Origin of the sequence: Cryobacterium sp. Y57 (genome assembly GCF_002929505.1) — a bacterium.
Classification (GTDB): domain Bacteria; phylum Actinomycetota; class Actinomycetes; order Actinomycetales; family Microbacteriaceae; genus Cryobacterium.
Map to the genome: position 1 here is coordinate 218,269 of NZ_PJJL01000071.1, position 12,346 is coordinate 230,614.

Below are 12,346 nucleotides of genomic sequence, written 5' to 3' on the forward strand. Positions count from 1 at the left end.
CGATGGCCGTGGACGTACTCCGCAAACGGATAGATTGAATAGTCTGCGGAGTAAATCCTAGACGATTCACCGTGCAAATTTCGTCCCCCAATTTATACCCATTTCATATTTCGGGGGAATTCCCCTGTGCGGCAAGGCAGGATAGGTATATGACACGTTCAGCTCCCATCGAAGACATCAACGAAGATAATCTCGTTGTAACCGCCCCTAAGACCCACGCGGCGGGTGTCGGAGCCGTAGTGGTGGCGCTCGATCGAGGTATCGCCCAGGCTGGTGTCCTGCGCACCGCGCGGTCGCTGCTGCGCCTGAACCAGCGCGACGGCACCGACTGCCCCGGATGCGCGTGGCCGGAATCTCAGGGACATCGCAAGACCGCGGAATTCTGCGAAAACGGCGCGAAGGCCGTCGCTGAAGAGAGCACGCTGCGCACGGTGACGCCCGAGTTCTGGGCGGAGCATTCCATCGCCGAGCTGGCTACGAAAACCGAGTATTGGCTCGGAAACCAGGGCCGCATTACGCACCCCGTCGTCATTCGCCCGGGCGACACGCACTATTCGCAGATCTCCTGGGATGATGCATTCGAGCTCATCGGTGAGCAGATTCGCGCCACCGTGCCTGACCGCACCGTTTTCTACACGTCCGGCCGCACCGCCAATGAGTCGGCGTTCATGTACCAATTGTTCGCACGGTCGATCGGCACCAATAATCTGCCGGACTGCTCCAATATGTGCCACGAGTCGTCGGGCTCAGCGCTGAACCCCACGATCGGCATCGGCAAGGGTACGGTCTCGCTCGAAGACATCCACCAGGCTGAACTCATTTTCGTGGTCGGGCAGAACCCGGGCACCAACCACCCGCGCATGCTGTCGGCTTTAGCCGAATGCAAGGACAACGGCGGCAAGATTGTGGCCGTCAACCCGCTGCCCGAAGCCGGACTGTTCAACTTCATGGACCCACAGACCCCGAAGGGCGTCGTCGGCAAGGGCACCAACCTGGCCGATGAGTTTCTGCAGATCAAGGTCGGGGGCGATCTGGCCCTGTTCCAGGCGCTCGGCCACCTGCTGCTCGAAGAAGAAGCGCGCGTGCCAGGGTCGGTCATCGACCATGAGTTCGTTGCCGCGAACACCGACGGAATCGAGGCCTATCGGGCAGCCCGATCGGTGATCGACTGGGCCGAGACGAAGAAAGCCACCGGCCTGGACCGTGCCGCAATCGAGACCGTGGCGCAGCTGCTCATCGCGAGCAAAGCCACCATCATCTGCTGGGCGCTCGGACTGACCCAGCAGCCACACTCGGTGAACACCCTCAAGGAAATCATCAACCTGCTGCTCCTGCAGGGCAACTTCGGCAAGCCTGGCGCCGGCGCGTGCCCGGTGCGCGGCCACTCCAACGTGCAAGGCGACCGCACCATGGGTGTGTGGGAGAAGCCGAAGGAGCCCATGCTCGCCGCTCTCGACGCCGAGTTCGGCATCGTATCCCCGCGAGAACACGGCCTCGACTCCGTCGATACAGTGGATGCCTTCGTGCACGACCGCGTCGACGTGTTCGTCTCCATGGGCGGCAACTTCGCCTTGGCCTGCTCCGATACCGACCTGCTGGAGAAGGCCATGCAGCGCGTCGGTCTCACCGTGCACGTCTCCACCAAGCCCAATCGCTCGCACGTCATGCACGGTGTGACCTCGCTCATTCTGCCGACTCTCGGCCGTACGGATACCGATGACAAGCATCCGTCTGGCCGTCAGATGCTCTCGGTGGAAGACTCGATGTCGGTCGTTCGCACCACTCAGGGACGCCTCGAGCCGGTGTCGGAGCACCTGCTTGCCGAACCGGTGATCATCGCCCGCATGGCCCACGCCACACTCGGGGACGACCACGCCGTCGACTGGAAGGCGATGGCGGATGACTACGACATCGTTCGTGACCACATCTCCCGCGTCGTGCCCGGCTTCGCCGATTTCAACGTTCGGCTCAAGACCAAGAACGGCTTCGTGCTGCCCAACCCTCCGCGTGATACACGCAGCTTTGCCACCGATATTGGTCTGGCCCGCTTCACGGTGAGCCCGATCGAGTATTTGTCGGCGCCAGAGGGCCACTTGATCTTGCAGACCATCCGCAGCCACGACCAGTACAACACCACGTTCTACGGGCTTGACGACCGCTACCGCGGCATCAAGAACGGTCGTCGCGTCATCCTCATCCACGAAGACGACGTCACCGAGCTGGGCTTCGCCGACCGCGATATGGTCGATGTGATCAGCACGTTCCAGGGCGTTGAGCGCCGAGCCGACACGTTCCGCCTCGTGGTCTATCCGACACCGCGCGGCTGTGCGGCGGCGTACTTCCCGGAGGCGAACGCGCTCATGCACCGCGAGCTCGTGGCCCGTGAATCGAACACACCCGGTTACAAGGCTATGACCGTGCGCTTCGTTCCAGCCGGCGCCGGCGCCTAGCCCGGGTCAGGCGGCCTGCTCATCACGCTGTGCGTCGATGACCGGGTCGCCTGCGGCGCCTAGCCTGGGTCAGGCGGCCTGCTCGTCATGCTGTGCGCCGATGATCCGGTCGCCCCCGGCGTAAATGACCATGGAGTTGCCGCGGAGAAAACCGACCAGGGTCATGCCAACCTCAGCGGCGAACTCCGCGGCCAGTGACGATGGCGCCGAGACTGCCGCGAGCACCGGAATGCCCGCCATCAGGGCTTTCTGGGTGAGTTCGAAGCTGGCCCTGCTCGACACCATGAGAACCGTGCCGGTCAGCGGCAGCCTGTTCTCCTTGACTGCCCAGCCGATGACCTTGTCGACGGCGTTGTGCCGGCCGACGTCTTCACGCAGCACCAGGAGTTCGCCGGTGGCGGCATCGAACAGTCCGGCAGCGTGGATGCCCCCGGTCTTCTCGAACACGTTCTGCCCGGCGCGCAGCTTGTCAGGAAAAGTCGTGAGCGATTCGGCAGTTACGTGCACCGCGTCATCGGCTATCTCGAAGACTGATTTGGTGCGCACGGCATCGATGCTCTCTTTGCCGCAGAGGCCACAGGAGCTGTTGGTGATGAGGGAGCGCTCCAGGCTGGGTGCCGGTGGGGCGACGCCGGCACCGAGGGTGACGTCGAGCACGTTATAGGTGTTGACGCCGTCGATCGCTCCGGCGCAGTAGCGGGCCGAATTGAAGTCGTCACCTTGTGTGATGACGCCCTCCGAGACCAGAAACCCAGCCGCAAGGTCGATATCGTTGCCCGGAGTGCGCATCGTGACGGCGAGACGGCGGCCGTTCACTCGAATTTCCAGGGGTTCTTCAACCGCCAGTAGGTCCTCGCCAGCCAGAGGCTGGGCACCGACGGTGATTCGGGTAATTTTGCGTCGCGCGGTAATTCTGTTCATTCTTAAAGTCTCCCACGCTGGTGCTGTTACCGCACCCAGCGCTGTTGATTAACCGCCGATGTAGGACATTTCGATTTTCTTGGCACCGGATGCCCGTAACTCACTGGTCTTCGCGCTCCGCAGCTGTGAATAGCGGTCGGTGCGCTCCCGCCAGAGGTGGGCCATGACGGTGGACAGTTCGGCGTCGGAGCAGCCGCCGCGCATGAGTGCCCGCAGATCGTGGCCCTCGGTCGCAAACAGACAGGTGAACAGTTTGCCGTCGGTGGAGACGCGGGCGCGGGAGCAGGACTGGCAGAACGACTGGGTCACGCTCGAGATAACGCCGATCTCGCCGCCGCCATCCTGGTAGCGCCAGCGTCTAGAGGTTTCACCGCTGTAGTTCGGGGCGATCTCTTCAAGTGGCAACTCGGCATGGATACGTGCGATGACGTCCTTCGACGGTACGACCGCGCCCATCTCCCAGCCGTTGCTGGTGCCGACGTCCATGAATTCGATGAACCGCAAAATGTAGGGGGTGTTCTTGAAGTGGCGGGCCATGGCCACGATGTCCTGGTCGTTCTTGCCGCGCTGCACCACCATGTTGACCTTGACCGGGCCGAGCCCGACCGCTTCGGCCACGTCGATGCCGTGCAGTACCTTCGCAACGGGAAATTTCACGTCGTTCATGGTGCGAAAAGTGGTGTCATCGAGCGAGTCGAGTGACACGGTGACGCGCTTCAGTCCGGCATCCTTGAGTGCCTGCGCCTTGACGGCCAGCGCCGACCCGTTCGTGGTGAGCGCGATGTCAATCTCACGGCCGTCGGGAGTGCGCAGCTCGGCCAGTTGGGAGATGAGATCTTCGAGCCCCTTACGCAGCAGCGGCTCTCCGCCGGTCAGTCGGATCTTCTCAACGCCGTGAGCGACGGCTATGCGCGCGAGCCGGGTCAGCTCCTCGAAGCTGAGGAGTTCGTCGTGCTCCATGAACGCGAAGTCGCGACCAAAAATCTCTTTGGGCATGCAGTACACACAGCGAAAATTACAGCGGTCGGTGACGCTCAGGCGCAGGTCATGCAACGGCCGGTTCATCCGGTCGGTCACGGTCCCTGTGGGCGTTTCGAGGTTCAACGGAATGTCCGCGCGTTCTCGATAGAAGCGCGGAGCTGATTGTGCAAAGTCGGCGCCGGTCATACTTCCAGCCTAACCCCGCGCCCCGCACGGGGATGCCCAGAACACCGGATCGAAGCGGATGCTGATTAATTCCGAGACAACGGGATGGCCCGCCCGAGAGAATCCCCGGGCGGGCCATTCGCTTACCTGCTGCTAGCCCTTGACGTAACCGTTGGGGTTCAGCACGTACTTCGTTGCCGCACCGGCGTCGAATGCGGCGTAGCCACGCGGGGCATCTTCGAGGCTGATCGCCTGGGCGTTGACGGCCTTGGCGATGTGTACCTTGTCGTACAGGATCGCCATCATCAGCTGGCGGTTGTATTTCATAACCGGACACTGGCCGGTGGTGAATGACAGCGATTTAGCCCAGCCGAGTCCCAAACGAATCGACAGCGAGCCCACCTGGGCGGCCTTTTCCTTGGCCCCCGGGTCGCCCGTTACGTAGAGGCCCGGAATGCCGAGGGCACCTCCGGCCGCTGTGACCGTCATGAGCGAGTTGAGCACGGTGGCCGGAGCCTCGTGGTCGGCGTCCTTGCCGTGGCCACGCGCTTCAAAGCCCACCGCGTCGACGCCGGCGTCAACCTCTGGCACGCCGAGGATCTGTTCGATTTGCTCCCCCGGCTCGCCTTTGCTGAGGTCGATGGTCTCGCAGCCGAAGCTGCGGGCCTGCGCGAGGCGCTCCGCGTTCATGTCACCGACGATGACGACGGCCGCGCCCAGCAGCTGCGCCGAGACGGCGGCCGCGAGGCCCACCGGGCCGGCTCCGGCGACGTAGACGGTCGATCCGATACCGGCACCAGCGGTGTAGGCCCCGTGGAATCCGGTTGGGAAGATGTCGGACAGCATGGTGAGGTCCATGATCTTCTCGAGCGCCTGGTCCCGATCGGGAAACTTCAGCAGGTTCCAGTCGGCGTAGGGAACCAGAACGTACTCGGCCTGGCCTCCCACCCAGCCGCCCATGTCGACGTAACCGTATGCACTACCCGGACGGTCCGGGTTGACGTTGAGACAGATGCCGGTCTTGCGTTCCTTGCAGTTGCGACAGCGACCGCAGCTGATGTTGAACGGTACCGACACGATGTCGCCCACCTTGATGAATTCGACGTCGGGGCCGGTTTCGACCACTTCGCCGGTGATTTCGTGCCCTAGCACCAGGTTCGCCGGTGCGGTCGTGCGGCCACGCACCATGTGCTGATCTGAGCCGCAAATATTTGTGGTCACCGTTCTGAGAATGACGCCGTGCGGCACCTTCCGGCCGATGTTGGCCGGGTTGACACCCGGTCCATCTTTGAGTTCGAACGTGGGATAGTCGATGTCGATGACCTCGACGACTCCGGCACTTTTGTAGGCAACTGCTCTGTTCCCCGTCATGAATTACCTTCCTCGTTTTTCTTCGCGGAGCAGGCCAGACGACCTTCTCCACACTGGGTGAGCGCTGCCGTTGACTGCAGCCCTTTTACTTCACCACGAATCTCAGAAATTACAATCAGCAAACTCCCAGTTCGTGGCCCCCGTTCTGGTTTAGGAAACGACCAGAACGGGGAACGACTCAGGGCTTCCAGACCTGCACGACGGATGGCCGCGGCCCGGCCCACGCGCCAGCGGGAGCGGTCGCCCCCGGCGCAACATAGTCCGGGAATCGGCTGGCCTGGGCGGCCCAGCTGCCGTCCTCCCCCGGATGCTGCACGGCAACATAAACCATCGACTGCTCCGAGCGGATGACCGGGCCGCAGGTCTCCGCCTGGCGCGGCACCGCGAGGAACTGTTGCACCCGCCCGCGCTCGGGTCCGGCGAGCGGAACTTTGAACAGTCCGTCGCAGAATCCGATCGTGCTCGGTGCGCCGTCGGTGGAGATCCACAGGTTGCCCTCGGCATCGAAGGCCACGTTGTCTGGGCAGGATATGGGCGACACCTTGTCGCTCGGGAAACCGGCGAAGTAGGTGCTCGTGTTGGTCTTCGGGTCGCCGCAGACAAGCAGCAGGTTCCAGTCGAAGGTCACCGAGGTCGCGTCGGATCCGGTTTCAGTGATCTCGACGATGTGACCGTCACGGTTGATCGTCCGTGGGTTGGCCTCGGTGGCACCCTCCTTACCGAGCCGGCCGCGATCGCTGTTGTTGGTGCAGGCGACATAGATCTTGCCGGTCACCGGGCTCGGCTCGACGTCTTCGCAGCGGTCCATTTTGGTCGCGCCGACGGCATCCGCGACCAGGCGGGTGTTCACGAGCGCATCATCCGTGGTGAAGCCTGCAACCTGGCAGACGCCGTCGATGACGAGGGCCACCCACTGGCCGGTACCGTCGAATTGCCCGTCGGCGGGCAGCTGGCCGGTGCCGGTGATCTCGGCGGCTGGCGAGTTGCCCGTGAACCGGGCCACGTACAGGGAGCCCCTGGTGAGGAGGGTCTTGTTGTGGGTGCGCGCCTTCGGGCTCTTCTTCTTGTCGAAGCGGTCGTGGGAGACGAACTTGTAGAGGTAGTCGAAGCGTTCGTCGTCGCCCATGTAGGCGGCGACATGGCCGGTCTTTCCCACGATCACGTTGGCGCCCTCGTGCTTGAACCGGCCGAGCGCAGTGTGCTTGACCGGGGGCTCGTTCGGTGCTTCCGGGTCGATCTCCACGATCCAGCCGAATCGGTTGGGCTCGTTCTCGTTTCCGGCGACGGTGGCATCGAAGCGGTCGTCGATCCGCTCCCAGAGCCGACCGGTGGGGCGGTTGGCCAGGCCGTAGCGGGCATCAGCTGTGCTGGTGCCGTTGGTGCGGAAGTATCCGTTGAAATTCTCCTCGCCGGAGAGCACCGTGCCCCAGGGCGTGGTGCCACCGGCGCAGTTGCCGAGGGTGCCGAGCACGGTGCGGCCGGTGGGGTCACCCTTCGTCTTCAGCAGATCACTGCCGGCGGCCGGACCAGTGACGGTGAACGGCGTACTCGCGGTGATACGCCGGTTGAGGCGGTCACCCACCCGGTAGGTCCAGGGCTGCCCGGCGCGCTTTCGTTCGAGGGCGACCACGGACATACCGTGGGCCATCATGGCAATGCGACGCTGCTCATCTGCCTCGGCCGGTGTCGTGGCGGGTGCGAACATGATGTTCTCATTGGTGTATTCGTGGTTGGTGACGAGGATGCCGTCCCGCCCTTCACGCCCCGGACCCTCGAGGATGTCGAGGTAGTCGTTGTTGTAGCCGAACTGGCGCGCCTGCGCGGCGGCCGTCTGGTGTTCCGGGTCGAACCGATCAGTGGCGGCGAACAGCGGGTCCCCCCAGCGGATGATGGGGTTCCAGGAGTAGCCGGCTGGCACCGAGAAAGCGTCGACGGCGGCCGGAACGGGCGCGATCGGCGTGAATGCGAGGCCACGACTGGCCGGACCGCCGGGTACCGCCAGCGCGGGTACCGACTGGCCCGACCCGAGTACGATCGCCGCGGCACCGACGCCTACGCCCACGAGCAGGGAACGGCGGCTCAGTGCAGCGCCGACGATGTCACGAAAGTAGTCGTTCTTGCTCTCGTTGGGCACCGGGTGGAAGCAGGCATCCGCGCACTTGAGGTGGCAGGTGACCGCGCTGCGCTTGCCGAGCGTGTGCCCCTCCATGGGCAGCAGCGGCAGCAATGGCCGATCACGGTCGGTTGTGTGTTGGCGGGGGCCGGTGGATTCACGATTCAACATGCGAGCGCTCCTCATAGTTGGGGTGAGCCCCGAACTGGGGGTGAGTCTACCCTCCCGCCGCGCGGTGTCTCGAGGGTTAACCGAACATGAACGCTCGGTGTCGCCGGGCACACGGGCTTACAGTCACACAGGCCTACAGAACGATGAGGCCGATCACCCAGACGGCGGCGAAACCGGCGACACCCTGAATTGCCGTGGCCGGGGTGAGCGTGCGGTACGCGGTCGCTACTGGAATACGGCTGAGCTGCGACACCACCCAGAAGTAGCTGTCGTTGGCGTGCGAGACCACCATGGCGCCGGCTCCGATCGCGAGCACTGAGAGCACCTTGCCCAAGTCAGAATCAAGGCCGAGCGCCGGCAGCAGGGGCAACAGCAACACCGAGGTGGTCACCATCGCTACCGTAGATGAGCCCTGGGCCGTCTTGAGCGCGGCCGAGATCAGGAACGGCACAGCGAGCCCGAGCCCGAGGGTCGACAGGGAACTGCCGAGGAAGTCGGTGAGGTCGGAGGCGGCGAGAACGGCTCCGAAGGCAGCACCGGAAGCCGTGATCAGCAGGATGGGTGCCGAGATGCGAATGCCCTCTGTGACGTGTTCGCCGAATATGTCGAGCTTGCCCTTGCCCCGCAGTAGAAACACAGAGGCGAGCAAGCCGACGGCCAGGGCGATGACCGGGGTGCCGAGAAAGACGACGGCTATGTACAGGCCGGACTCACCGAACGGTCGGTTGGGAAGCTTGGCGATCGAGGCGATGCAGATCAGCAGGATCGGCGCGAGAATCGGTAAAAAGGCCATGAACGCGTTGGGCAGTTTGCCGTAGGAGGCACGAATCTTGTCGTAGTCCTGCTCATCTTCTTCCCCGGCCACTTCCGGCATGAGCTCGATGTTCTTTTTCAGGAACCGGTTCGCCCAGAGCAGCCCGGCCACCGCAGAAACCGCAGCGGCGATCAGGCCGAATCCGATGATTAGTCCGAGCTGGTCGATGACGTTGAGATTGCCGGCGGCGGCGAGCGGTCCGGGGGTCGGCGGTACGAACACGTGGGTGGCGTACAGGCCGGTCATCAGCGCAATCGTCATCGCCACCAGCGACACCTTGGCGCGGGCGGCGAGCGATTTCTTGAGCGAATTTAGAATGACGAAGCCCGAGTCACAGAACACCGGGATCGATACGATGAAGCCGATGACGCTCATGGTGAGGGTCGGGAACCGGGTGCCCAACACCCGAATGAGGGCTTCGGCCATCGCGATGGCGGCGCCGGTGCGCTCGAGGATCACCCCGATGATGGTGCCGAACAGAATGATCAGACCGATGTTGCCCAGAGTGGCGCCGAAGGCCGTCGTGATGGTCGAGGCGATCGTGTCGACCGGCAACCCGAATGCGAAACCACCGATTAAGGCGGCGGCGAGCAAGGCGAGAAAGGGATTGATCTTCAGCTTGGTGGTGGCGAAGACGATGGCGGCGACAAGAGTCACCAGGATGGCAATGCTCAGCATTGAGACGATCTTTCTATTTCTGGGTGGAGCGGGAGCTAGTGGGACTGAAGAAAGAGGGCAACAGCGTGTGCTGCCGTCTCGCGCACACGTTCGGCCGCGTGGTCCTGCATGTCGTCGAGGGTCGCCGGTCCCCCGGCGATCGAGAAGGCGGCGGTGACCCCGGATGCTGCGGTGTCGGCCGCAGGCAGTGACACCCGTCCCGCGATGACGACGACCGGGCATCCTGCCGGGGCCAGACGAGCGACAGCCACGGCTACCTTGCCGCCGAGGGATTGGGAGTCGAAGCTGCCTTCACCGGTGAGCACGAGGTCGGCGTTGGCGATTTTGTCGGCGAGGCCGACGGCATCCGCTACCAGGGTGGAGCCGGGAACCAGCTCGGCGTGAAGCAACGGCACCAGAATGGCCGGCATACCGCCGGCTGCTCCCGCACCGGGCCGGTCGGTCATGTCCGTGCCGGTTTCGCCCAGAACAATGGCGGCGAGGTGGGCCAGACCGGCGTCAAGCTGGGCAACGTCACTCGGCGCGGCACCCTTTTGCGGGCCGAACACCGCGGCGGCGCCGGTCGGGCCGCAGAGCGGATTGTTCACGTCGACGGCGACACGCCAGCGCACGGCGCGGGCGTGCGGGTGTAATCCGGCGAGGTCGATCGACTCGATCTGCGCCAGACCGGCCCCGCCGGGAGCGACGATTTCACCGGCCGCATCAAGGAAGCGTGCGCCGAGCGCGGCGAGCAGGCCGGTTCCACCGTCGGTGCTGGCCGAGCCGCCGATGCAGAGCAGAATCTCCTCGACATTTTGGTCGAGCAATTCCCCGGCGAGCAGACCGACGCCGAAGGTGTCGGCGCGCTGGGGCTGGAGTGCGGTATCCGCTACCAGCGGCAAACCATTGGACTCGGCTGCCTCGATCAGGCCGACCCGGCCATTGGCTGACCGGGCATAGCGGGCCAGTCGGCTGCGGCCAAGCGCATCGACGGTGGGCATGGCGCGGGGTTCGACGCCCCAGACAGCGGCGATGGCATCGAGGGTCCCCTCACCGCCGTCCGCCATCGGACAGAGCGTGATCTGGGCCTGCGGCAGACCGAGGGCGATGGCGGCGTCGCGGGCCCCGTCGGCCATGGCGGCGGCGGCGGCGGCGGCACTGAGGCTTCCCTTGAACGAATCCGGCGCGATGACTATTGTGAGCGGCTTCACTGCCGGGCGATCGTTCATTGATTCAGGCTAGGTCACAATCGCGCACATATTCAGGTGGAGTGAACCCATATTTTTCGTTGAGTTGCGAGACAATTACTGTGCATCGTACACATAGAGGGCGTCGTCGGCCGCCAGTGCGACCCGCATTGAGACGGCGGAACTGAAATGCCGCATGTTGAGGGTCGTGAGCACTTCGATGCGGTCGAGTCGCTGCACGACGGTATTGCGGTGCACGCCGAGCGCTCGCGCAGCGCCGGCGATCGACAGTTCGTTACCGAGAAACACCCGGGCGGTTTCGCGCAGGGTGGCACTGAGCGGGGCGAGTACCGACGCGGCGAGGTCGTCGATCATGGCGTCGGACAAGCCGGCGATCGCAAGTTCGAGCCCCAGTGAGTCGAGCCGAATCTCGGGGCTGGCCCGCGTGGTGAATGGGACGAGCAGTCCGGGCCGGGCCAGCAGCGTGCCGAGGCGCTCCGCGTCACCGGTGAGTTGCGGCATCGTCGCGCCGACCTGCCCGGTCAGAAACCACAGGGGCTGCGCGCGGGACTGTTGCAGGCGGTGCCGGAGCAGGGACAGGCCGATCGCCGTCGACGATCCGCTCAGCACCCAGACGGCGCCGTTGATATCGGCGGCCACCACCCCGGAGAGCTCGCGCAGCTGACGCAGCAGCGACACCGACAAGTTCGCGCCGGGCGCTGTGTTGAAAACTCCGGTCAGGTTCCACGGCGGCTGCAGGGGCATGTCAATGCCCCGCAATCCCGCTATCAGACGGCTTTCGGTGAGTTTGCCCAGCGACAAAGTCGAGAGGATGTCCCGGGTCGCAGATTCTCGCCACGACGCGTTGTCGCGCAGTCGTTCCTGGGTGAGCAGCATGTGAACGGTCAGCACGAGCACCTGCGCGACCGGCAGAACCTCTGCGGGGGTTCCGGTGACCCCCACGACCGCGACGACGTAGCCGTCGAGGATCAGCGGAATGTTCACGCCCGGCCGGGTGCCTTGGTGTTCGTCACCGGGGGCGATGTGTACCGCGTCGCCGCGGAACGCCGCCTCCCGGGCTCCATCGTGCCGGGTGCCGATGCGGGCGGCGTCCATCGAGCCAATAATCATGCCGGTCGCATCCATGATGTTCACGTTGTGCACCAGGCTCGGCGCAAGTTGTTCGACCAGACGCTGGGCGAGCTCCCTGGAGATCTGCGCTGCGCCGGGTGAACTGCCGTTCGGTGCAGTGCCGTTCGGTGCAGTGCCGTTCGGTGCAGTGCCGTTCGGTGCAGTTGCGTTCGGTGTTACTTCGATCATCTGGCCATCGTAGATCGCGAGCGTCAGCTGGGCTGCAGGCAATCGCCCATGGCGCATGTCGGTGGGGTGACATACACTTTTACTTAGAAGAGATATTCGATAGTGATTGGTTTCAACGAGATTTTGTTCGAACTCATTGCAGGTTTTTTTAACCATCGCTCATCAGGTTTTTATCATTATCACCCGTCACGAGCCC

The 12,346-nt window shown here is 64.1% G+C and carries 8 protein-coding genes; 1 reads left to right on the forward strand and 7 read right to left on the reverse strand.

Going from position 1 to position 12,346, the window contains the following annotated elements:
- Nucleotides 1-149 precede the first annotated feature (149 nt).
- Nucleotides 150-2,450, forward strand: coding sequence for an FdhF/YdeP family oxidoreductase (locus CXY72_RS15165; RefSeq protein WP_104128492.1), 2,301 nt, complete (start codon nucleotides 150-152; stop codon nucleotides 2,448-2,450).
- 69 nt (nucleotides 2,451-2,519) lie between these two features.
- On the opposite strand, the gene fdhD is transcribed toward CXY72_RS15165, so the two are convergent.
- From fdhD to CXY72_RS15200, 7 genes are all read right to left on the reverse strand, one after another.
- A complete protein-coding gene (fdhD, locus tag CXY72_RS15170; protein WP_104128493.1) occupies nucleotides 2,520-3,371 on the reverse strand; it encodes a formate dehydrogenase accessory sulfurtransferase FdhD in 852 nt (283 codons plus the stop codon).
- 48 nt (nucleotides 3,372-3,419) lie between these two features.
- Complete coding sequence (gene moaA, locus CXY72_RS15175) at nucleotides 3,420-4,436, reverse strand: GTP 3',8-cyclase MoaA (RefSeq protein WP_233197880.1); 1,017 nt, start codon at nucleotides 4,434-4,436, stop codon at nucleotides 3,420-3,422.
- Between the two features lie 234 nt (nucleotides 4,437-4,670).
- Nucleotides 4,671-5,888, reverse strand: a complete 1,218-nt coding sequence (gene fdhA, locus CXY72_RS15180; RefSeq protein ID WP_104128495.1) for a formaldehyde dehydrogenase, glutathione-independent — start codon at nucleotides 5,886-5,888, stop codon at nucleotides 4,671-4,673.
- 178 nt (nucleotides 5,889-6,066) lie between these two features.
- Complete coding sequence (locus CXY72_RS15185; RefSeq protein WP_104128496.1) at nucleotides 6,067-8,172, reverse strand: PhoX family phosphatase; 2,106 nt, start codon at nucleotides 8,170-8,172, stop codon at nucleotides 6,067-6,069.
- A 133-nt stretch (nucleotides 8,173-8,305) separates the two neighbouring features.
- Nucleotides 8,306-9,664 carry a GntP family permease gene (locus CXY72_RS15190; RefSeq protein ID WP_104128497.1) on the reverse strand — a complete coding sequence of 453 codons (1,359 nt, stop codon included), beginning with the start codon at nucleotides 9,662-9,664 and terminating at the stop codon, nucleotides 8,306-8,308.
- Between the two features lie 35 nt (nucleotides 9,665-9,699).
- On the reverse strand, nucleotides 9,700-10,872 hold the full coding sequence (locus tag CXY72_RS15195; RefSeq protein WP_104128498.1) for a glycerate kinase: 1,173 nt from the start codon (nucleotides 10,870-10,872) through the stop codon (nucleotides 9,700-9,702).
- A gap of 75 nt (nucleotides 10,873-10,947) precedes the next feature.
- Nucleotides 10,948-12,150, reverse strand: a complete 1,203-nt coding sequence (locus CXY72_RS15200) for a sugar diacid recognition domain-containing protein (RefSeq protein WP_158252597.1) — start codon at nucleotides 12,148-12,150, stop codon at nucleotides 10,948-10,950.
- Between the last annotated feature and the right edge of the window lie 196 nt (nucleotides 12,151-12,346).

Excerpts from the sequence above, each read along its gene's own strand:
- CXY72_RS15165 (WP_104128492.1), top strand. The coding sequence starts at position 150 with ATGACACGTTCAGCTCCCATCGAAGACATCAACGAAGATAATCTCGTT.
- fdhD (WP_104128493.1), bottom strand. The coding sequence starts at position 3,371 with ATGAACAGAATTACCGCGCGACGCAAAATTACCCGAATCACCGTCGGT.
- moaA (WP_233197880.1), bottom strand. The coding sequence starts at position 4,436 with ATGAACCGGCCGTTGCATGACCTGCGCCTGAGCGTCACCGACCGCTGT.
- fdhA (WP_104128495.1), bottom strand. The coding sequence starts at position 5,888 with ATGACGGGGAACAGAGCAGTTGCCTACAAAAGTGCCGGAGTCGTCGAG.
- CXY72_RS15185 (WP_104128496.1), bottom strand. The coding sequence starts at position 8,172 with ATGTTGAATCGTGAATCCACCGGCCCCCGCCAACACACAACCGACCGT.
- CXY72_RS15190 (WP_104128497.1), bottom strand. The coding sequence starts at position 9,664 with ATGCTGAGCATTGCCATCCTGGTGACTCTTGTCGCCGCCATCGTCTTC.
- CXY72_RS15195 (WP_104128498.1), bottom strand. The coding sequence starts at position 10,872 with ATGAACGATCGCCCGGCAGTGAAGCCGCTCACAATAGTCATCGCGCCG.
- CXY72_RS15200 (WP_158252597.1), bottom strand. The coding sequence starts at position 12,150 with ATGATCGAAGTAACACCGAACGCAACTGCACCGAACGGCACTGCACCG.